19 protein-coding genes and 1 tRNA gene are annotated in these 20,486 nt (G+C 41.4%); 10 read left to right on the forward strand and 10 right to left on the reverse strand.

Going from position 1 to position 20,486, the window contains the following annotated elements; genetic code table 11:
* Window positions 1–54: 54 nt before the first annotated feature.
* The 6 genes from rsmA to HYS07_07390 all read right to left on the reverse strand — a co-directional run bounded on the left by rsmA (window position 55) and on the right by HYS07_07390 (window position 7,815).
* Complete coding sequence (gene rsmA / locus HYS07_07365; protein MBI1870994.1) at window positions 55–960, reverse strand: ribosomal RNA small subunit methyltransferase A; 906 nt, start codon at window positions 958–960, stop codon at window positions 55–57.
* Window positions 957–2,114: an ATP-binding protein gene (locus tag HYS07_07370; GenBank protein MBI1870995.1), complete on the reverse strand. Its 1,158-nt coding sequence runs from the start codon at window positions 2,112–2,114 to the stop codon at window positions 957–959. The genes rsmA and HYS07_07370 overlap by 4 nt, the downstream gene beginning before the upstream one ends.
* 42 nt (window positions 2,115–2,156) lie before the next feature.
* Window positions 2,157–3,134 (reverse strand): 4-hydroxythreonine-4-phosphate dehydrogenase PdxA, encoded by a 978-nt coding sequence (gene pdxA / locus HYS07_07375; protein MBI1870996.1) that lies wholly within the window; start codon window positions 3,132–3,134, stop codon window positions 2,157–2,159.
* A 26-nt stretch (window positions 3,135–3,160) separates the two neighbouring features.
* Window positions 3,161–4,123: a SurA N-terminal domain-containing protein gene (locus tag HYS07_07380; protein ID MBI1870997.1), complete on the reverse strand. Its 963-nt coding sequence runs from the start codon at window positions 4,121–4,123 to the stop codon at window positions 3,161–3,163.
* Between the two features lie 31 nt (window positions 4,124–4,154).
* On the reverse strand, window positions 4,155–7,358 hold the full coding sequence (gene mfd / locus HYS07_07385) for a transcription-repair coupling factor (GenBank protein ID MBI1870998.1): 3,204 nt from the start codon (window positions 7,356–7,358) through the stop codon (window positions 4,155–4,157).
* A 214-nt stretch (window positions 7,359–7,572) separates the two neighbouring features.
* Window positions 7,573–7,815 carry a hypothetical protein gene (locus HYS07_07390; GenBank protein MBI1870999.1) on the reverse strand — a complete coding sequence of 81 codons (243 nt, stop codon included), beginning with the start codon at window positions 7,813–7,815 and terminating at the stop codon, window positions 7,573–7,575.
* Window positions 7,816–7,952: 137 nt separating this feature from the next.
* Here HYS07_07390 and HYS07_07395 point away from each other — a divergent pair, with 137 nt between their 5' ends.
* Genes HYS07_07395 through HYS07_07415 form a run of 5 tightly spaced genes read left to right on the forward strand, consistent with a single transcriptional unit; the run spans window position 7,953 to window position 13,833 of the window.
* Window positions 7,953–9,329 (forward strand): hypothetical protein, encoded by a 1,377-nt coding sequence (locus tag HYS07_07395; GenBank protein ID MBI1871000.1) that lies wholly within the window; start codon window positions 7,953–7,955, stop codon window positions 9,327–9,329.
* 31 nt (window positions 9,330–9,360) lie between these two features.
* Window positions 9,361–10,665, forward strand: a complete 1,305-nt coding sequence (locus tag HYS07_07400) for an ATP-binding protein (GenBank protein ID MBI1871001.1) — start codon at window positions 9,361–9,363, stop codon at window positions 10,663–10,665.
* A gap of 17 nt (window positions 10,666–10,682) precedes the next feature.
* Window positions 10,683–11,405 (forward strand): DUF4143 domain-containing protein, encoded by a 723-nt coding sequence (locus tag HYS07_07405; GenBank protein MBI1871002.1) that lies wholly within the window; start codon window positions 10,683–10,685, stop codon window positions 11,403–11,405.
* The gene (locus HYS07_07410; protein ID MBI1871003.1) at window positions 11,402–12,721 is read left to right on the forward strand and encodes an aspartate aminotransferase family protein; all 1,320 of its coding nucleotides are present in this window, start codon (window positions 11,402–11,404) and stop codon (window positions 12,719–12,721) included. Before HYS07_07405 ends, HYS07_07410 begins: the two co-directional genes overlap by 4 nt.
* The gene (locus HYS07_07415; GenBank protein MBI1871004.1) at window positions 12,718–13,833 is read left to right on the forward strand and encodes a long-chain fatty acid--CoA ligase; all 1,116 of its coding nucleotides are present in this window, start codon (window positions 12,718–12,720) and stop codon (window positions 13,831–13,833) included. Before HYS07_07410 ends, HYS07_07415 begins: the two co-directional genes overlap by 4 nt.
* Here HYS07_07415 and HYS07_07420 read toward each other — a convergent pair.
* Together HYS07_07420 and HYS07_07425 are read right to left on the reverse strand one after the other, a co-directional pair.
* On the reverse strand, window positions 13,810–14,226 hold the full coding sequence (locus HYS07_07420; GenBank protein ID MBI1871005.1) for a type II toxin-antitoxin system VapC family toxin: 417 nt from the start codon (window positions 14,224–14,226) through the stop codon (window positions 13,810–13,812). The two genes, HYS07_07415 and HYS07_07420, sit on opposite strands and share 24 nt — an antisense overlap.
* Complete coding sequence (locus tag HYS07_07425) at window positions 14,226–14,483, reverse strand: type II toxin-antitoxin system prevent-host-death family antitoxin (protein MBI1871006.1); 258 nt, start codon at window positions 14,481–14,483, stop codon at window positions 14,226–14,228. Before HYS07_07425 ends, HYS07_07420 begins: the two co-directional genes overlap by 1 nt.
* 73 nt (window positions 14,484–14,556) lie before the next feature.
* On the opposite strand from HYS07_07425, the gene HYS07_07430 reads away from it, so the two are divergent.
* The 3 genes from HYS07_07430 to HYS07_07440 all read left to right on the forward strand — a co-directional run bounded on the left by HYS07_07430 (window position 14,557) and on the right by HYS07_07440 (window position 16,943).
* On the forward strand, window positions 14,557–15,828 hold the full coding sequence (locus HYS07_07430; GenBank protein MBI1871007.1) for a hypothetical protein: 1,272 nt from the start codon (window positions 14,557–14,559) through the stop codon (window positions 15,826–15,828).
* A 255-nt stretch (window positions 15,829–16,083) separates the two neighbouring features.
* A tRNA-Phe gene (locus HYS07_07435) sits at window positions 16,084–16,156 on the forward strand.
* Between the two features lie 34 nt (window positions 16,157–16,190).
* Window positions 16,191–16,943, forward strand: coding sequence for an SIMPL domain-containing protein (locus HYS07_07440; GenBank protein MBI1871008.1), 753 nt, complete (start codon window positions 16,191–16,193; stop codon window positions 16,941–16,943).
* Window positions 16,944–16,978: 35 nt separating this feature from the next.
* Here the strand turns inward: HYS07_07440 and ahpC are convergent, their stop codons facing one another.
* Complete coding sequence (gene ahpC, locus HYS07_07445; GenBank protein MBI1871009.1) at window positions 16,979–17,542, reverse strand: peroxiredoxin; 564 nt, start codon at window positions 17,540–17,542, stop codon at window positions 16,979–16,981.
* 150 nt (window positions 17,543–17,692) lie between these two features.
* Here ahpC and HYS07_07450 point away from each other — a divergent pair, with 150 nt between their 5' ends.
* Complete coding sequence (locus tag HYS07_07450; protein ID MBI1871010.1) at window positions 17,693–18,202, forward strand: hypothetical protein; 510 nt, start codon at window positions 17,693–17,695, stop codon at window positions 18,200–18,202.
* A 353-nt stretch (window positions 18,203–18,555) separates the two neighbouring features.
* On the opposite strand, the gene tilS is transcribed toward HYS07_07450, so the two are convergent.
* The gene (gene tilS / locus HYS07_07455; protein MBI1871011.1) at window positions 18,556–20,049 is read right to left on the reverse strand and encodes a tRNA lysidine(34) synthetase TilS; all 1,494 of its coding nucleotides are present in this window, start codon (window positions 20,047–20,049) and stop codon (window positions 18,556–18,558) included.
* Between the two features lie 100 nt (window positions 20,050–20,149).
* On the opposite strand from tilS, the gene HYS07_07460 reads away from it, so the two are divergent.
* Window positions 20,150–20,464 carry a 4Fe-4S binding protein gene (locus HYS07_07460; protein MBI1871012.1) on the forward strand — a complete coding sequence of 105 codons (315 nt, stop codon included), beginning with the start codon at window positions 20,150–20,152 and terminating at the stop codon, window positions 20,462–20,464.
* Window positions 20,465–20,486: the final 22 nt, after the last annotated feature.

The raw sequence follows: 20,486 nt of genomic DNA on the forward strand, positions 1-20,486 counted from the left end.
CCTCCTTTCCATCCATCCTCTTTAATTAGAGCCTAGCATACTTGAATTATCTTATCAATATTTATCAGTATTTATCATATTTGATAATATTCCCAAAAGTTTTGCAAAATCCTGCAACGTTAAATCCTCTGCCCTTGCCTTTGAATCAAAGCCACCCAACTTTAAAGCTTGTTCTATTTTCTCTCCAGAAAAGGAGAGCTGAGGAGAATGACTCCACACATTTTTTAGTGTTTTTCTCCTCTGAGAAAAACCTGATTTAATGAGGCCAAAAAGCTGCTCTTTTGAATCTGAAGGAAGCCCCAGATCTAACACGCGATGTCTAAATTCCAAAACACCTGTTTCAACCTCTGGCTCAGGATAAAATAAAGTCGGCTTCAGCCGTAATAGCTTCCTCACCTCGGCATAAAACCGAGTGATTAAAGTCAGTGCTCCATAATCCTTGGTGTTGGGTTTTCCCATCAATCGCTCGGCAACTTCCCATTGAAAAGCCATCACCATTCTTTCAGGATGAATCGGGCATTCTAAAAATTTAAACAAAATCTGTGTCGAAATGCGATAAGGAAGATTGCCTACAACCTTTAGGGCGCCTGAAGAAAGTTCAGAGGTAAGCTTGGTTAAAATATGAGTGAGATCAACTTCTAAGCAATCCGCACTTAAAAGATGCAACTCTGGAAAGTTTTCGAATCTTTTCTTGAGAAAAGCTGATAATTTAATATCAATCTCAATACTTAGAATTTTTTGGACCTTTCCCATCATAAGCCCTGTCAATGCCCCCAGCCCCGGACCAATTTCAAGAACAATATCTTGGGGCTGAAGCTCCAACGCATCTACAATTTGGCCCGCAGCCTTTTCATTGACCAAAAAACTTTGCCCAAACCTGCGCCTCGGAGCCGCCTCAAGATCGGCCAAAATGAGTTGAATATCTTTAGGATGAAGCCAAGAATTAAAATGAGTGTTCATGGGAAATGAGCTAACCAACGATTAGCGCTGACCAAAAGAATATTATTCTCCCTTCGATAAAGTCCTTCTTTCAAGACAATTTGAATACCAGGAACCCCTAGATGGTTTGAGAAAAACCTGAGATTTTGAGAAATTTGAGACTCTGCAAGCTTTGCTTCTACCAAAAACCAGGGTTTCCCTTCTCGCGTGATTAAAAAATCAACTTCACGGCCATCTCGATCCCGAACAAAACAAAGATTTAAATTGGCCTCTCCTACATCCGTCCAGACCTGAACTGCCTTCCAAAGATGACTGGCGACAAAGTTTTCAAATCTTGCCCCCTCCTCCGAAATTTGAGACCAATCATAAAAATAATACTTGGGTTGCTTCTGAATGGAACGAGTCACTTTACGAGAATAAGGAGCCATGCGAAAAAGAATAAACAAACGTTGAAATATCTCCATCCAATTCTGAATGGTGGGTACACTCACACGAATATCTTCCGAAAGCGACCGATAACTAAAAAGCGAGCCTATGCGATTTGGAAGAAGGAGCATCAATTGTTCAATCAGTCCAATGAGTTCTACCTGAGTGAGTTCTCGAAGTTCTTCCTGAATCAAAAGATGACGACGACTATTGGACCAACGTCGATGTTCCTTTTCAGAATGTGAATAAAAAGGTTCCGGAAAACCTCCAAATTGAAGAAGCTGAGGAATAAAATCAACTTCCGCATGAGGCTCATAAAGATCCGAGGGAAGAGAAGGGAGATGGCTCGAGTGAAGTTCTCCACAGGTGAGCGGATGAAGATGATGGAGATAATACCTTCCAAAGAGGCTATCCCCCGATTTTTGAAAAACGTCTAACCGAGCACTCCCTGTCATCAAGAGATGGAGGGTCTCATGATATTTATCGAAAACTCCTTTAATCTGACTCTTCCAGCGTGGAAATTTATGAAACTCATCCAGACAGACCCATGCATCTTGAATGTATTCTCTCCCCAGAATCTTTCTGCGATCCTCCTCATCATCGTAGAGAAGATAGGTCCCTTTTTCTTTTTTAATAAGGGCTTTTGCAAGCGTTGTTTTTCCTACTTGCCTAGGACCGGAAAGAAATACGAACTTTTTTAAAAGATCTGAATGAATCGTCTCCTCAAGATTTCGGTGTTCGGCAAACATAAAGTCAGGTTAACATTTGGCATGCCAAATGTAAAGTCGTATTTACATTTGCCGCTTTCTTTTCACCCATGCTGAGGCTGTTAAAATCGCCTGAATCATACTTTCAGGCCGAGCGATTCCTTTCCCTGCAATATCATACGCCGTTCCGTGATCAGGAGAAGTCCGAATGAAAGGAAGACCCAAGGTCACATTCACAGCCTCATCAAATGCGATCATCTTAAGAGGAACTAATCCTTGATCGTGATACATCACTACCACTCCATCATAAAATCCATGATAGGCCTGGCAAAACAACGCATCTGCAGAAAGGGGACCCTCAACAACTATTTTTTCTCGTTGAGCTTGAAGAATAGCTGGACGAATCTCTTTTTTTTCCTCTTTTCCTCCATCCTCATCGCCATGAGGATTAAAAGCGGCCACACCGATCTTGGGGGCACGAATACCTAAATTCTTCAAGGCCTGATTCAAATGCCGAATCGTGATCAAAATCTTTTGATATGTAATTTTCTTCGAAAGATTTCGTATGGGAATATGCGTTGTCACTAAAGCAAGTTTTAATCGAGAACTTGCCATCATCATCACCACTTCTTTAGAAGAGGTGAGTTGAGCGAGTAATTCTGTATGCCCTACAAAATCAATGCCCCATTCAGGAGCTTTTACTTTATGAACAGGGGCTGTAACAAGGCCATGAATCTTTCCTTCTAAAATATCTTTTGTAGCTGCACGAACACAATCAACCGCAATGCGAATGAGTTCTTTCTTTAGTTTTCCACAGGAGATCCAGTTAAGAGGAACTTTCCCAACTGGACGAAGAAGAACTTGCCTTTCCCGTGACGAACCCCAAAGGATCTCACGAAGAGGATGTTTTAATTTTTTGGAAAGGTTACTCACTATTCCGGGAGGTCCATAGATGACTGGATAGCAAGAACTCCATACCCTCCTTGAAGCAAGTGCCTTAACAACGACTTCAGGACCAATACCTGCAAGATCACCTAAAGTAATTCCAATGATTGGTTTCATAAGAGATAGGCTTAAGGGTAAGTTTTTTAATACACCAAAATATGAGATTTCTTCTTCAACTTTTCTACCCACTGAGAATGAAATTCTTCAACCTTTTTCTGATAAAGTTCATCTTCAATCTCAGACCAAGCCTCGGAGAGAGGTTTGACTCTGGTCTTTTTTCGAGCCTTTAAAGTAACGATATGAAACCCTAAATCGGTCTCAATAATACCGCCTGTTTGACCCACTTCCATTGAAAAAGCCTTGTCTTCAATTTCCTTCATCAATTCACCTTTTGCAAAAAAAGGCATGACTCCACCTTCCTGGGCATAGGGGCCTTCTGAAGAATCCTTGGCGACCGTCTCAAAAGGGGTTCCTTCATCCAGATGTTTTTTTGCTTCTTCAATCTTTTCACGGGCCGCTTCAACATCTTTTTCTTTCTTCACCAAAATCTGACCTACTTGAATCATTTCAGGATCAGAATATTTTTTAATATTTTGGTCATAAAAATCACTGATTTCTTTAGGAGAAACCACAATGGATTTAGAAACCTCCTGCCTTGAAAGCAAACGAACCATCAGTTGTTCTTTGATGTTCTCTCGAAGCTGGTCCACCGTCATTCCTTCTTTTTCCAAGGCGTAATAAAATTCATCTTCAGAATCAAATTTGGCTTTAATGGTGTTTAATCTTTCCTCAATCCTTTTATCTTCTACTTGCAAATTTTGTTTCTTGGCTTCTTGAAGAACCAGTTTTCGTTCAATAAGTTGATCAATCGCATCCCTGCGAGCATCGGTCATGTGTTTCTCTAGCTCTTCGCCTGAATAAACACTTTTATATTTGGCATAAAGAGGACGCAAGATCTGATCAAGCTCCTGAGAAGTAACAATTTCACCATTCACTTCTGCCACCACACGGGTGACGATCTCAGCATCGGTTTTTGAAAGGGCCAAAGCAGAAAGTACGAACGAAAGGAAAAAGAAGGATTGTAAAAAAGAGAAAATGATTTTCATATTGATTTTTAACCTTATTTCTTTCTTTTTATCATACGCCCCTTCCTCCTTTCAATACTTTTCGTAAAAGAAGCAGAAGTTGTGAGGGCTCAAGATTTTTAGGACACATTTCGACCCTTCGAATCACCTCCTTGGCTTTTAAAAAAACACGATCTCGATGAATTTGGATCGACGTTAAACCCTGTCTCCTTGCTAAAGCCTTTAATTGGGCAACCTCAAGCAAAAGTTCCATTTCAGGAGGCAAAGGGCCAAAGCGGTCTATCAATTCTTGGGTCACTTGACTAAATTCTTTTTCCGAAGAAGCTTCAAAAATTTTTCGATAAATTTCCATCCTAAGAAGAGGATCTGAAAGATAGGCAAGAGGAATCATGACCTCAAAACCGAGCTTGAGGCTAACCGGCATACGCTCCGAAATGTTTTCCCCTTTCAGTCGGCGAATGGCATCATCAAGGAGTCGACAATAGAGTTGAAACCCAACCGCCGTAATATGACCATGCTGCTCTTTTCCTAAAAGATTTCCAGCCCCTCGAATCTCTAAATCCCGCATGGCTACCTTAAAACCTGAACCCAACTCCGTAAAATCTTCAATGGTCTTAAGCCTCATCTTCGCCTCTTCTTTCAGAATCGAACCCGAAGCGTACATCAAATAGGCATAAGCCCTCCTCTTATAGCGCCCGACCCGACCTCTTAATTGATAAAGATCCGCAAGGCCGAACCCTTCTGCATGATCAATGATGATGGTATTTGCATTAGGAATATCCAGCCCCGATTCAACAATATTGGTCGACACCAAAACCTGAATTTTTCCTTCAATAAAATTTCGAATCACTTCCTCTAACTCATCTTCCGGCATCTGACCATGAGCCACAGCAAAATGGGCCTTGGGAACAAGTTTTTTCAATTTCTCTTGAACGCGATAAATACTGCCCACTCTATTATGAATAAAAAAAACCTGTCCATCCCGAGCCAGTTCTCGAACAATCCCATCCCGAATTAAGGTCTCATCATAGGCAGTTAAAAGAGTCTCTACCGGCAGACGATCCTGAGGAGGCGTTTTGATTAGACTCATATCTCTGGCTTGCACCAAGGATAAATAAAGGGTTCTGGGGATGGGCGTTGCCGTCAGCGTTAAAACATCCACAGAAAGCTTGAGTTTCTTAAACCTCTCTTTATGAGAAACCCCAAATCTCTGTTCCTCATCCACAATCACAAGTCCCAAATCCTTGAAACTCACATCGTCTCCCAGCAGGCGATGGGTTCCAATGATGACATCTAATTGCCCCTCTTTCAAAAGTTGAAGAATTCCCTTTTGCTCTTTCCCCGTTCTAAAACGAGAAAACATTTCAACTTGAATGGGATACCCCGCAAAGCGTTCACGGAAGGTATAAAAATGCTGCTGAGCCAAAATCGTTGTGGGAACGAGAATCGCCACCTGTTTTCCCTCCATCACAGCCTTAAAAGCAGCCCGAATGGCCACTTCTGTTTTTCCATATCCTACATCCCCACAAATTAAACGATCCATGGGACGAGCCAATTCTAAATCTCGCTTTACTTCTTCAATCGCCTTTTCTTGATCTGGTGTTTCGTCATAAATAAAAGCCGCCTCAAAATCTTTCTGCCAGGAAGTATCGGGCTGAAAGGCATATCCCTGAATAGCCGATCGTTTTGCCTGAATCTCCAAAAGCTCCGCAGCATAATCCTTCAGTGCTAAAAGGGCCTTTTTCTTTACCTTTTCCCAATCCTTTCCTCCCAAACGGCTCAGTCGAACGGCCCCTCCCTTAACCCCAATATAGCGTTCTACAAGTTCGATCTGATCGACTGGAACGTAGAGTTTTGCTTTTTTGTCATATTCAATCGTTAAAAATTCCCCCTGTAAGCCCTTCTCATCGAGAGAGCTCACACCCAAATATTTTCCGATTCCGAAACTTAAGTGAACCACCCAATCTCCTACTTTAAGTTCAGAATATTCATGAATGGCAACTCCCCTCTTTAAATGGCTCCGGGGAGGGCGTACCCGAAGCCTTCCAAAAATTTCCTCATCGGTTAAAATAGCTATTTTTTCTTTGGGAAGAACAAATCCGCTTGAAAGAGAGCCGATACAGGCATGATGATATTGAGGATCCCAAAACCCTTTATCTTTGATGACTTCAATGAGACGTTCCTCTTCCGTCTTCTTTCGACTCACCAAATAAAGGGAAAAACCTGCTTGGGTTTTCTCTCGCATCCTCAAAAAAATATCGGAAGAGGGATCCGGGTTGATGAGGTCTTCAGAAAGAAAATTCCGGGTTCCCTGCCAACTTTGCGATCGTTCAATAGAAATTTTGAATTTTTGATCAGCCTCAAGCGACTGCGAAGGAGAAAGATCAGAAAGATACACGATCTGAGACGCCTTAAATTCATTTAAATGCAAATAGGAATCGATGGCACCCGATGGAATATCCTTTTCAAGAGATTTGACCTTCTCAACGATCAAGTCCCAATCGTCAAAGACCAGAAGAAAATCTTTCGGAAAATAATCAAGGAAACTTCCCCTCAATAATTTCTTCGAATAGAGTTCAAGCTCCCAGGCAGGGAAAAGACGAGTCGTCTTCACTTCCTTCAAAGAAAGCTGTGTTTGAGGATCAAACTCACGCAAAGAAAAAATTGTATCTCCTTCAAATTCTAGACGCAGAGGAAATTCTGATGGAGGAGAATAAAAATCTATCATCCCTCCCCGAACCGCATATTCGCCCTTATTCTCAACTACAGCCTCTCTGTGGTATCCCCCCTCTTCTAAAAATTCCAAAAATTTTCGAAAGGGAATTTCAAAACCGAGCGACAAAGATAAAATTAATTTTTTAAACGCCATCGGATGAAGCACTTGATGAAGAATGGCGTCAATCGGAGTCACCACCCAATGAGGATTTTTGAAATTTAAAAGATTTTCTAAAACTGAAAATCGGTCTCCCACAATTTCAACATGGGGGGCAATATTCTCATGAGGTAAAGTTTCCCAGGGAGGGAAAAAATTGCAGGGAAGGGATGAGAAAAAACTTAAATCCTGATAGAAATGTTCTGCCTCAAGGGAACCCGCCGTTACCACCAGGGTCGTTACCTTCTTCTTTTCTGCAAGATAAGCGATCCATGCCGCCTTTGAAGAATCCCAAAGTCCACTCACTTGAACGGATGGCAAAGTGCCAAGTCCTTCCAATGTCTTCTGAAAAGAAGAGATGTGTTCTAGGATTGTGTGCATCATGCTTCAATCATCACCCAATTTTAAGGCAACAGAAGTTTAGCTACCATTCACCCTCGAGGGAATCGAGGTGGTTTTTGATGGAGCGTTGAAGTTGTTCGCGAGCATGGTACCTCGACGAATAGTCGAGGTGAGCGAACAACTTCGCCGAGCTCGTCCCGATCGCTGGTCGGGACGAGCGACTCCATCAGAAACTACCTCGGTTCCCGGGACTAACCTATTCAATTTTAAGGGCCTCTGTCAAAATCTCCACCACCCGATCAGCCCGCTCCTGTTCGGATTGAATAAGTTTCAAAACCTCTTTTTCCTTCGTCGTTAACTCCAAATTTCCAGAAACATCCTGATGGGTCCCTGATGGAAGCTTCGCAAAAATTTCAACCATATCCTTAATATTTGAATGAAGTTCCTTCATAGAACTAATCACCTCTTTCACATCTTTTAAATCTCGCCCTTCTGGCATAAACCCTCCTTTTATCAGCTGTAAGTTTTAGCTTAACATTATTTAATAATGAATAAACTATCGCAACATGATATTTTGTTAAACAAATGGATTCATGGCCAGATTACACACTTTCCAATTCCATCCACCAACTCTTCATGGAACTCGACTCCAAAGCCATTCGCGACCTTTTTCAGGAAGTAAAAAAAGAGAGTCGAAAACAAGGCATGATTTACGAAGAGTCCGATGGAAAAACCCGCGTCATCCCACTCATGATCCGTCCCCGTCTCATTCGGCCTCATCAAAGGGATTACTTTCTCAAAGTCTGCTATCACATGAATCAAGCCTACCAGAAATTAATCCAACTCTATTTTTCTCATCCTAAAATACAAACCCTCTTTCCTTTTACCCCCGAAGAAAAAAAATGGTTGAATGATTACTTCCCGAAAAATCCCAAAGCCCCGCATACGCTCATCACACGCTGGGATGCTAATACCAATTTCAGCGGTAGACAATGGAAAGCCTCTTTTCACTTTCTGGAAGTCAATGGGGTCGGTGTAGGCGGCCTTCACTATACGCCCACCGCAGAACGCATTATTTTAGAAGTGGTTCTCGGCGCACTCAGGAAGCGCGGCCATTCTCTCAAAATAAGGCCCAACGATGACGTGAGACAAATTCTCCTTTGGGAACTCCAATCCCATTTAAAATCACTGGGTCAAAAACGTTGTCACATTGGACTGGTCCTGGATGATCGAACCAAAGGAGGGCCTCTGGATTTTTTCTTTCTCGCAAAATTTTTTCAATCTCAAGGAATTCAAGCCATCGTTGTAGATCCGAGAGATTTACGTCTTAAAAAAGGCCAAATCATGGCAAAAGATTTACCTTTAGACATTCTTTATCGAGATAGCATGATTGAAGAATTGATCGAAATGGAAAAGGAAGAGAAAAAAACCTTATCAGCCATGCGCCAAGCCTTTCTTGAAAATAGGGTTGTTTCAGGACTCGGAGGAGAATTAGATCACAAAAGCGCCTTTGAAATTTTTACGAGCCCCTTTTATGAACGCTATTTCACTTTTGAGGAAAGAAAATGTTTCCGAAAACATGTCCTTTGGACCCGTCTCATTCGAGAAACAAAAACAACAGACCCGCAAGGCTCTTCCATTGACCTTTTACGATATGCCCTCCAACATCAGGAATCACTGGTCCTTAAACCGAATCGAGGCTATGGCGGAGCAGGTATTCTGATGGGAAAAGAAGCCCCTCAGAAAAAGTGGGAGCATATGCTTCAAGAGGCATTGAAGCAAACTGGATCTTACATTATTCAGGAACGATGTGCCGTGCGTAAAAAGAAATTTCCTGTTTTAGACGAAAAAAAGCGCATCGTTGAAAAAAATCTTAACGTCGTCTGTGGTTTTATCTATTCTCCCTATGGATTGGGCATTTTAGGGCGTGCCTCCCAAGCCAACATTGTCAATGTCGCCCAACAAGGAGGTATGACCACCATTCTCATTTGCGAGAATTCTAAAATACCTTGATTTTTTACATAAATATGCTAAAAATCAATTGATGAATAGAGAAATTGAGAAAAAAATCAATGAATGGAAGATAAACCCAAACAGAAAACCTTTGATAATCAAAGGGGCTCGCCAGGTTGGAAAATCCTATGCGATCGAGAAATTCGCTCGAGAAAATTTTGAAAATTGTGTGGTGGCCAATTTTGAAAAGCAAAAAGGGCTCTTTGAACTTTTTGAGGGGGATTTGAATATCACTTCTCTTTTAGAAAAATTGGAGCTTCTCCTGAAAACCAGAATTCTTCCTCAGAAAACCCTTCTTTTTTTGGATGAAATTCAAAAATGTCCTCGAGCGATCACTTCCTTACGCTATTTTTATGAGGAAAAACCAGAGCTTGCAGTCATTGCAGCGGGGTCTCTTTTAGATTTTGCGTTGGATCAAACATCGGTTCCCGTGGGTCGAGTGACCTATCTTTACATGCATCCTCTTTCCTTTTTTGAATTTCTAGGGGCCCTGGGAGAAAACATTCTCCAGGATTATCTTTTAAATCATCCCTTGTCCAATCAAGAGGATCCCATTCATACTCAATGTCTTGGACTTGTAAAAAAATACATGCAGATTGGAGGAATGCCGGAGGCCGTTAAAATATATCTCGACACAGGCTCCATCAGAGAGGTGACCCTCCATCACCAAAATCTGATTGAAACCTATCGACAGGATTTTTCTAAGTATGCCCCGAAAATTCCCTATGCCCATTTATTGTCGGTTCTTGAGAAAATTCCCCAACTCATTGGTCAACAAATTAAATATGCCCATATTGATCAGGAAATTCGCTCGACTTATTTAAAGGAGGTTATTTACCTTTTGGAAAGAGCACAAATTCTTTCTCGGGTTCGAGCTGTTCAGAACCCCCAGATTCCTCTTCTCGCCCATGCCTCTGACAAAGTTTTCAAAACGATTTTCCTTGATGTTGGGTTAATGCAAACCCTCTGCGGCGTGGACTGGAGTCAAGTTTCTGAAAAGGCAGACTTGACCGCTATCTATCGGGGCATGCTGGCAGAGCAGTTTGTAGGCCAGGAAATCTTGAGTTACACCTCAACCGAGGTTTCTAAACCCCTATTCTATTGGAAAAGAGAAGAACGCGGGGCTGCTGCTGAGGTGGATTACCTCATCGAATATGAAAATAGTTTAGTTCCCATCGAAGTTAAAAGTGATAAAAAAGGAAGACTCAAAAGCCTTCACTGGTACCTCTCCCATTTTGATCCCAAGAAGGCCTTTGTGGTTTCATCACATCCATCCGTCCAAATGGATAACATCTCCTGGATCCCATTCTATGGGCTCAAAGCCCTTTTTCCTTGATATCCCGCTAATATACCGTGTATATTAGCGACTATGTACAAGAGAATTTTAGAACCCCTTTTACCCCATCAAAGTTTTTTTCTCTTTGGCCCACGTCAAGTTGGGAAAAGCACCCTTTTGAAATCACTCCGTACTATATTTACTCTGAATCTTCTTATTTTTTAGACATCGCAGCTGCACAATTTTCGGAACAAGTAAATTTCACAGATGTTGGGCGCCAAGCGTTGGTGGCCTACAGTACCGTTCGAGAATTCTATTCAATCTTAGAAGACACGCTCATGGGATTTCTTCTCTATCCGTACTTAAAAAGCATTCGAAAACGCATGAGTCAAAGTCCTAAATTCTACTTTTTCGACAATGGCGTTACCCGTGCCATTCTTGGATCTCTAAGAAATCCCCCAAATTTTTTAGAGAAAGGCCGCCTTTTTGAGCAGTGGTTTATTCAAGAGGTGGATCGGATTAATAAATATTTTTCAAAAGATTGGAAGCTCTTCTTTTGGAGAACCAGCCACGGAGCAGAAGTGGATCTTGTCATTGAACAAGCAGGTAAAATGATCTGTGCCATTGAATGTAAATGTAAGCAAACGCTTTCACGAGCAGATCTGTCAGGGTTACATTCTATTCTTGAAGAACAACCCAAAATCCCTTGCTATATCGTCGCCCCAATTAAAACACCTCTAAAAATAGATACTGTCAACGTCCTCCCGCCTTTTGAAATGCTTAAAAGACTGAAAGAATGATGAACAAAAATCATCTTCCCTCTATTAAGACCCTTATCCCAGGCCCTCGATCAAAAGCGCTTGCAAAACGCCTCAAACACTGTGAGTGCTCAAGCATGATCCTCGTCAATGACGAAACCCTGATTGTTTGGGCCCGAGCAAAAGGGGCCAATGTCTGGGATGTCGACGGCAATCGCTATATCGATCTTACAGCTGCTTTTGCCGTGGCTAATGCCGGCCATACTAATCCTAGAATTGTTCAAGCCCTCGTAGAGCAAGCTAAAAAATTTCCTCATGGCCCTGGAGACATTCACCCGGCTGAAATTAAAATTCAATTTCTCGAAGCCCTCTCAAAAATCTGTCCAAAGCCTCTGGATACTATCATGCTGGGATGTGCAGGGTCCGAGGCTGTTGAAATTGCAATGAAAACAGCCTTTCTCGCCACGGGAAAACCGGGCTTAATCGTTTTTGAAGGGTCTTATCATGGGCTGACTTATGGAGCACTTTGCGCAACTTCCCTTTTTAATTTTTATCAACCTTTTGAGTCCCAACTTTCGCACCATACCTATCGACTCCCCTTTCCACATAAAGAGAAAGAAAAGGCCCTGCTTCATCAAATCACTCAACTCATTCAAAAAAAATCGATCGGAGCCATTTTAATAGAAGCCATTCAAGGACGTGGAGGGATTCGAGCTCTCTCTACATCTTTTCTAAAAGACTTACGCAAAATTTGCGATCATCATAAAATCATCTTAATTACCGATGAAATTTTTTCTGGCATGGGAAGAACAGGCCAATGGTTTGCTTTTCAACATAGTGGGATTATTCCAGATCTTGTCACCGTAGGTAAAGGGCTTTCCGGAGGATTTCCTATTTCTGCCTGTATCGGATCATCCTCCCTGATGAAGGTTTGGCCACGACATCATGGTGAGGCCCTTCATACCAGCACTTTCATGGGACATCCCATCGGATGTGCCATGGCCCTTGCCTCCATTCAAGAAATTAAACACCGAGGGCTTGTTAAGAGAGCTCGCATCATGGGCGAAAAACTGATTCCAAAACTTGAAAAATTACAAAAATATCCTGTTATTGGAGAGATTCGAGGCAGGGGCTTGATGATTGGAATTGAAATCATTGAAAACAAAAATGGAAAATCTTCTTCAGAAAAGGCACAAAAAATCAGTCATAGGGCGCTTCAAAAAGGGGTCATTCTTTTTACTGAAGGAGTGGACCAAAATATTTTAGCAATGACCCCACCCCTCACTATCAGCGACGAACAATTGAATGATGCTGTAAAAATAATCGAAGAATGCATTCGAGAAATCGTCAAACAATGACATCATCAGATCTTGACACCCAAATTCTATCCATCATTAACCAGGGGGTTGACCAACCCTTGTCTGATTCTGAGTTTAACAAAATTGCACTGGAACTTTTCGAATATCAATTCACCCATAATCTTCCCTATCAAAAATATTGTAAAAATCTAGACATAACTCCTTCCAAAATCTCTCACTGGAGCAAAATCCTCTTTGTTCCAACCTCAACTTTTAAAGAAGCCGTGCTCTCTACCTTCCCTTCTTCAAAAGCAAAAAAAGTCTTTTATACCAGCGGTACCACCCTTAAAAAATCAGGACGCCACTATCTCGAAAATCTTATGCTCTATGAAGAGGCTCTTTTGACAAATTTTAAGAGCCATTTTAAAATTAAAAGCGAGCGCTGGCCCTTACTTGTTTTAACGCCCTCCCCCCTTGAAGCCCCTCACTCGTCTCTTTCCCATATGATGGGTTGTCTTCAAAGAGAAATTGGATATTCTAAGACTCAAACCTATTTCATTCAAAAAGGGCAACTCCTCATTCACCTGCTTCGAAAAAAATTAAAACAATTCATATCACAAAAAGAACCGGTTCTTATTTTGGGAACCGCTTTTTCTTTTGTTCATTTTTTAGATGCTTGTGCCCAACAAAAATGGGGCCTTAAACTTCCCATCGGTTCTCGTGTTATGGAAACAGGCGGTTTTAAGGGAAAATCTCGTGAACTGTCAAAAGAGAATCTCTATAAAGAAATCCAAAATATTTTAGGGGTGCCCTTGACCCATATCATCAATGAATACGGGATGACAGAAATGGGATCGCAGTTCTATGACAATACTTTAAAAAATAGAATAGAAAAAAAGAGAATGCCCGTTTATAAAAATATCCCGCCGTGGGTTAGAACTCGTATTCTCAATCCTCTCACTTTAGAGGAAGAACCTCCTGGAAAAGTGGGACTTCTTCAACACTATGATTTGGCCAATCGATCCAGCGTCATGGGAATTCTCACGGAAGATTTAGGAGTTAAAATCAAAGATGGTTTTGAAATTTTAGGCCGCGCTCCTCTGGCCGAGGCAAGAGGTTGTTCTTTAAACATAGAACAACAACTTATCCTAGGAAAAAACTTGCACTCCTGATAATTTTGCAGCTTGAACAAGACGATGATCTAACGTTGCAAGCCCTATTCCTTTGCGCTCTGCTAATTCCAAATAGGCTGCATCATAAGCAGACAAATGATAGGTTTGAGCAATTGAAAACAGTCGAAACACCTGATCATAACCAAGACTTAAATCTGTTTGGATTGGAAGATCTTGATAAAGCCCTATCACATAGGAAAACTGGCTCTCCAGTAACCTTTTTCTCAAACGGGCAGTCGTTAATGCATTGGATATCTCATACCACCAAAGAGCAGGAACCCAAAATTGACTTTTTTGTGACACCCTTGAAAGCAAACGATCAGCCTTACTCGTCTCTTCATCTCGCAGCCCCCAAGCTAATGCAAAAGAACAATCTAAAACCCAGTCTATCATTAATATCGACGACCCTCTTCAATCATTTCTTTCAACTTAAAAGTACCAGGAATACTTTTGCGAAGTTTACGAAACCCGGCAAGTACTTCCCGAAAATTCCGACGTCGAGTTTCTTTCGCGAGAGGAATCAACCTTGCCACCGCCTTCCCCCGTCGGCGAATGACAAAGGATTTTCCCTGCTCTGTTTCCCGTAAAAGCTCTGAGAGATGAGTCTTAGCCTCAAAGGCACTGACATCCTGTCCATGATCATATTCCATAAAAACCTCTTGTTGTTTTTCTAATAAACTAGTTTAATGAACTGGTTTAGATTTGTCAAGCGTGGAAAATTTCATGACCCAACAATACTTAGTCAACAAAACCTATTTCACCTCAGAACGTTATCCCGAAAACATTAAACAACGGCTTTTATCCACCATCCTTCAAACACTCAGAAAAAATCGCGAACGTTATTTGGCTCCCCTTTCCACTGAGAAAATTTTATCCAAACTTAACCAAGTCGTCAAACATTGGCTCAACCTTCAATCCCCCATTCGACAGAAAGCTGAAAACCTTCTTACCCAGACAACTGGTTGCTCCAAAGAAGTTATCTCAGAAGGACTCGACCTTGCATTCAATGAAGTCCGCCACCTCTTTCTAAGAAAAAATGCGAAAATCCTTTCACAATTTCCTCGACCACAACTTTCCAGTTTTATCTTTGGAGGCATGGTTCCTACCCCCATGCTTTTTGACATTTTTATGGGCCTCCTTCTGAAATCTGCTGTCATTGTTAAAACCCCTTCTCGAGCTCCCTTTTTTCCTATTCTACTCGCACACTCAATTTACGAAGTAGACCCCTCTCTGGGAAGCTGTGTTAAAGCCCTTTGGTGGCCTGGCGGAAAATGGAATCTTGAAAAAATGATCTTTAAAGAAGCAGATCTCATCCATGCCTACGGCGATGATAAAAGCATAAAAGAAATAGAGGCCCTGATTCCCCCAAAGAAAATTTTTATTAAGTTTGGCCACAAAGTGAGCTTTTCAGTGATAGGAAAAGAAAAATTAAAGGGGCCTTTACATCTTTTGGCAGAAAAAATGGCTTATGATATCTGTCTCTATGATCAGCAAGGATGCGTTTCTCCACACGTCATTTATTTAGAAAAAGTGAATTTTCTTAATCCCATTGCCTGGACTCGTGCATTGGCTGATGCCATGGAGAAAATGACCCGTAAATTTCCTCCTGGACACTTAAGCTTGGGCGAGGCTTCCCTCATCCATCAAATCCGAGGACAATATTCTTTAAGAGAAAAAACGCTCTGCCTTTCTAGTCACCCTAACCCAAATTGGACCGTGATCTATGAGGAAAATCCAGAATTTCATCCCTCATGCTTAAATCGTGTTATTTTTATTAAACCTATTGCCCACATTAAAAACCTTCCCCAAATTCTAAAAAAATGGAGAGGAAACTTTCAAGCGCTTGGATACGCTGTTTCTCCGGAAAGAAAAAAAGAAGTTGAAAGGATTTCAAAGAGTTTATCCATCCCCTTTCTCCTCCCCATCGGTTCCATGCAAAATACATCGTTCAAGGACCATATCGAAGAACGATTAAATCAATTGAGAAACAATTAAAAATTAAAAGTGAAAAATATAAAAGCTATCACTTAGCGGTCGATCGCTAAGTTATAGCTTTTTAATGAGCACCTGAAGCTTACAAACCAAAAAAGCTTGACGCATCTTACCAACTCCAATATCCTTTCCTCTTAAAAACAGTTCAGAGTTTAAAGCTTAAGGGGAAAATTAAGCACTCAAAGTCTTTAAACTGTTTTTTGCGCTTGTCTTTTTGAACTTTTAACTTTTAACTTTGAACTTTAAACTGTCGTTAGTGCCGGGATAGCTCAGTCGGTAGAGCAGAGGACTGAAAATCCTTGTGTGGGCGGTTCGATTCCGTCTCCCGGCACCGTATACCTCCCATCAATAAAGGATTACAACTTATGGAAAGAACAAGAATCTTTAGGAATTCTCAAATTATCATTTTAGGCCTGTGTATCAGTGCTGCAACGATTGTTTCAACACTGATTCTTTCAAAGAGTCTGATGCAAATAAAGAAATTCACGAATGAGGTCATCACCGTTACGGGATCGGCGGAAAAGAAAATTTTATCAGATTACAGTGTTTGGAAGGTCTCTTTTTCTAGAAGAGCACATGAATTGACCAAGGCCTTCTCCAGCTTAAACACGGATCTTCTCAGGGTCAAAACTTATCTGCTTGGAAGAGGTTGCACTGAACAAGAAATCATGATTTCTCAAGTGAATACAGAAATCATCTTTAAGCGAAACCGTCGTGGCTATAGCACCAATAAAATCGAAGGATATTCCTTAAGTCAAACCATCGAAATAAGATCTTGGAATGTTCAAAAAGTCATGGACATTTCACGTTCCTCCACAGAATTAATCAATGAAGGAATTGAAATCATTTCAAACCCTCCCGAATTTTTCTACACCAAACTTTCCGAGTTAAAACTCGAAATGCTGGCCCAAGCAACCCTGGATGCAAAAGATCGGGCTGAAAAAATGATTCAAACAACAGGAAACAAAATAGGAAAAATGCGCTCAGCAGAAATGGGGGTTTTTCAAATCACCCCTGTGAATTCCTATGATGTCTCAAGCTGGGGAATGAACGATACTTCTTCTCTGGAGAAAAAAGTAAATGCCGTTATCCACGCTGAATTTGGCATTGAAGAATAAAAAATCCTCTCCTCAAAGAGAGAGTAAAAGATTGATTAAATCTTTCCAACGAGATCAAGACCCGGCTTCAATGTTGTTTTTCCAGGTTCCCAACTGGCAGGACAAACCTCACCCTTATGCTCACGAACAAACTTTGCTGCTTGAAGACGACGAACCAGTTCAGAGGCATTTCGCCCAATGCTGTTGTCATGAACTTCAATCGTCTTCAAAATCCCATCTGGATCAATGATGAAGGTTCCTCTCAAGGAAAGTCCCGCCTCTTCAATATAGGTTCCAAATTCTCGGGCTAATTTTCCGGTCGGGTCCGCAATCATCGGATATTGAACCTTTTTAATGGATGGAGATGAATCGTGCCAGGCCTTGTGGGTATAGACAGTATCCGTACTCACCCCAAAAACTTCTGCTCCTAGTTTTTTAAATTCCTCATATTTCTTCGCTGCATCCTCAAGCTCGGTTGGACAAATAAAGGTAAAATCCGCTGGGTAAAAAATAAGAACCATCCACTTCCCTCGATAATCAGCAAACCTAATTTTCTTCACTTCATCATTCATCAACGCATCAACTTCAAAATCTGGGACTTTATGGTTAATTTGAATCATCGTTTTTCTCCTCAAATATCATTTGATTGAATATCCATCAAAATACACTTGAAGCAAAAGCCTAGCACAAAGAATGGCTTAAAAACCAGCTCTTTCGAAAAAATATAAGTAATGGTATCATTCAGACTATCTAACGACTCGAGCGCAAAAATGAAAGAAGTCGCAAAGTTGCTGAACAAAATGCACCAAGCAGGTGTGATCACAAACTATGCCCTCTTTGGAGCTCTAGCTCAAGTGAGATACACTGAACCCGTTTCAACCTTAGACGCCGATGTACTTGTTGCGATACCATCGCCCAATCGGTTGGATATTCTAAATGCCATTTATCAGTTCTGTTATCAAGAGGGATATTCTACAGAAGGTGAAGCCATCCGCGTTGGGGCATGGCCAGTCCAATTCATTCCCGTTTTTAGTCCCCTCACACAAGAAGCCGTGGAACAAGCAGAAACAGCGGATTTCGAAGGAGAACCCTTTCGTGTTATACGTGCCAAACATCTGGCTATTATTGCCCTCAGTGTTGGAAGGGCTAAGGATTTTGCGAGAATTCTTGTATTGCTTGAATCAAAAAGCGTGAACCGTGAAGAAATTAGAGAGCTCGCATTTCAACATCATTTGTCAGAGGCGTGGAATAAATTTGAAAAGAGATTCCTCAATGAATAATATTCAGAAACTGTTCAAACGACAGGCCCAGTGGCAGAAGAAACGAGCATTTCTTTCCTGGTCAGAAAAGATTCATTGGATTGAAATGGTTCGGGAAACGATTCTCCAGCTCCGAAAGAAAAAATGACGGAGGGGCTCGAACCCGCGACCTCCGCCGTGACAGCGCAGCACTCTAGCCAGAATTTCTCACAAACTTCCGTCACGAAGCCGAGCGAGAGGTTTCCTGACGAGGCCGCAGGTCCAAAATGCCCGGAAGCATCGTTTGCACTATGTTGAGGACATTTTGGACCGAGAACGAAGTCAGGAAGCCTTGAGTCGCCTTGTCCTCCAATGAAATACGCTCGAGCACTTGCTCACGGGATTGGCAATACGGGCAAGTACAATGTCCTTGAACATCTAACCATCCTAAGTCTGATCTCTAAAATTGTTTGAGTCTCTGGCTTCACCTTAAACGATTCTGAAATTCGGTATCCCCCCACCCAAAGAATTTTATCTTTAGATAAAAAAAGAGGGATTGCTTCCCGTAACGATCGAGGAATTTTCTGATCGATTAAAATCTCTTTTATTTTTTTGAAAGTCCCAAGGCCAATAGGATCATAAAGATCTCCCGCCTCACGTGAGCGAATGAGCAAAGAATCTACGCAAGACCCATCAAAATGTTCTACACGTTCTACCTCTCCTTCCAGAGATAACTCTTCTAAAAAATTTCCCAATGAAACTTGATTTTTTCTCTCTTCTATCTCCTCTTCTTTCTTCATCCAACGAACGAAAATTTCATACTTGAATGGATCCGTCAAAATCATTTTTTCACCCGGGATCAAGAGTGTTTGACAGGGAAATCCACTCTTCGCTTCTCTTTGCCCCATAAAAATTCGATCGAAGTCTAGCCAAACTTCCAGCCCTTGAGGAAGTTCAAGACTTCGACCTGATTGAGAAGAAGAAAGGAAGGATAAAACATTTTTGACATGAACAAATGAAAGTTCTTCCCCCTTTGTCAGTTCTCGAAAGAGGTTTCGAATCAATCGTGTCTGAAGAGCCTGAGGCAAGATTTTAAAGGAATGTGCATTAAAAAATAAATTTCGATCCTCCTTTTGAATTTCAGATGCCCTGATGCGTTGAATCTCGTCATTTAAATATTTGTTTTCACACTCGAGCGTTTCCGAAAGATGATTTAAGTGATCCACTACCTGAGGATTAAATTCTTTTTCTAAAAGAGGAATGAGCACCTTTCTCACCCGATTTCTTGTAAAAAAAAGGTTATCATTGGAAGCGTCTTCACGCCACTCAAGTTTTTTTTCTTTTAAATATTCCCTGAGTTCATTGCGAGAAATAAAAAGCAAGGGACGAATGAGAGTTAAAGGGCCTAAGGATCGGGCCGGTTTCATTCCTTGAAGTCCTTCAGGTCCTGTTCCTCTCAAAATTCTAAGCAGTATCGTTTCTGCCTGGTCTTCCCGTGTATGTCCCGCAGCAATCTTTTGAGCACCGCATGCTTGCGCCACCTCTTCAAAAAAAGAATATCTTGCATCTCGTGCTGTTTCCTCCAAAGAAAGATTTTCATCTTTGGCCAGAGTCTTAATATTCATTTTTTTCGAGAGGAATGGAAGACGAAGAGCCTCTGCTTCTTTTTGAACGAAGACACAGTCTTTCTGAGATTCATCCGGACGAAGTTGGTGATCGAAATGGGTTACCAATAGATTGATTTCTAAACGCAAGCTTAAATCGTAGAGGAGATGAAGAAGAGCGATAGAATCCCCCCCACCTGAGACCCCAACCAACACCTTGTCGCCAGAATGGATCAGCTTTTTATTCTGAATATATTCAAATACACGATCCTGCAATGATTTCATTTTATCCTTTGACGTTTCAAACTCCCTTTTGTACACTGGTTCTACCCATTTTTGGAACAAGAAATTTATTTGCCAATCGAAAGCCTAAAAGGAGGATAAAATGGCCTATGTTATTACCGAAAAATGTTTAGGGGAGCGTTATGCATCTTGCGCTTCTGTTTGTCCTGTTGAATGCATTCACCCCGGTGATTACCAGGGAAAAGAATTCATGATCATTGATCCGGAAGTTTGCATCAGCTGCGGACTCTGCCTTCCTGAATGCCCCATCAATGCCATTGTTGATAGCGAAGATCAAGATCCAACCTGGGCAAAAATTAATATCGAACTCACTCCATCCTATAAAGGAAATCCTCCTGCAACGGAAAGAGCCCGAAACGATCCTCCTCGAAGGCCCGATAATAAATTGGTTCAATAACCATTAAAGGCTGTTTGAGAAT

Source organism: Chlamydiota bacterium (assembly GCA_016178055.1).
Classification (GTDB): Bacteria; Auribacterota; JACPWU01; order JACPWU01; family JACPWU01; genus JACOUC01.

Bases quoted from the DNA above. Each gene is read 5' to 3' on its own strand.
- rsmA (MBI1870994.1), bottom strand. From the start codon at position 960: ATGAACACTCATTTTAATTCTTGGCTTCATCCTAAAGATATTCAACTC.
- HYS07_07370 (MBI1870995.1), bottom strand. From the start codon at position 2,114: ATGTTTGCCGAACACCGAAATCTTGAGGAGACGATTCATTCAGATCTT.
- pdxA (MBI1870996.1), bottom strand. From the start codon at position 3,134: ATGAAACCAATCATTGGAATTACTTTAGGTGATCTTGCAGGTATTGGT.
- HYS07_07380 (MBI1870997.1), bottom strand. From the start codon at position 4,123: ATGAAAATCATTTTCTCTTTTTTACAATCCTTCTTTTTCCTTTCGTTC.
- mfd (MBI1870998.1), bottom strand. From the start codon at position 7,358: ATGATGCACACAATCCTAGAACACATCTCTTCTTTTCAGAAGACATTG.
- HYS07_07390 (MBI1870999.1), bottom strand. From the start codon at position 7,815: ATGCCAGAAGGGCGAGATTTAAAAGATGTGAAAGAGGTGATTAGTTCT.
- HYS07_07395 (MBI1871000.1), top strand. From the start codon at position 7,953: ATGGAACTCGACTCCAAAGCCATTCGCGACCTTTTTCAGGAAGTAAAA.
- HYS07_07400 (MBI1871001.1), top strand. From the start codon at position 9,361: ATGAATAGAGAAATTGAGAAAAAAATCAATGAATGGAAGATAAACCCA.
- HYS07_07410 (MBI1871003.1), top strand. From the start codon at position 11,402: ATGATGAACAAAAATCATCTTCCCTCTATTAAGACCCTTATCCCAGGC.
- HYS07_07415 (MBI1871004.1), top strand. From the start codon at position 12,718: ATGACATCATCAGATCTTGACACCCAAATTCTATCCATCATTAACCAG.
- HYS07_07420 (MBI1871005.1), bottom strand. From the start codon at position 14,226: ATGATAGACTGGGTTTTAGATTGTTCTTTTGCATTAGCTTGGGGGCTG.
- HYS07_07425 (MBI1871006.1), bottom strand. From the start codon at position 14,483: ATGGAATATGATCATGGACAGGATGTCAGTGCCTTTGAGGCTAAGACT.
- HYS07_07430 (MBI1871007.1), top strand. From the start codon at position 14,557: ATGACCCAACAATACTTAGTCAACAAAACCTATTTCACCTCAGAACGT.
- HYS07_07440 (MBI1871008.1), top strand. From the start codon at position 16,191: ATGGAAAGAACAAGAATCTTTAGGAATTCTCAAATTATCATTTTAGGC.
- ahpC (MBI1871009.1), bottom strand. From the start codon at position 17,542: ATGATTCAAATTAACCATAAAGTCCCAGATTTTGAAGTTGATGCGTTG.
- HYS07_07450 (MBI1871010.1), top strand. From the start codon at position 17,693: ATGAAAGAAGTCGCAAAGTTGCTGAACAAAATGCACCAAGCAGGTGTG.
- tilS (MBI1871011.1), bottom strand. From the start codon at position 20,049: ATGAAATCATTGCAGGATCGTGTATTTGAATATATTCAGAATAAAAAG.
- HYS07_07460 (MBI1871012.1), top strand. From the start codon at position 20,150: ATGGCCTATGTTATTACCGAAAAATGTTTAGGGGAGCGTTATGCATCT.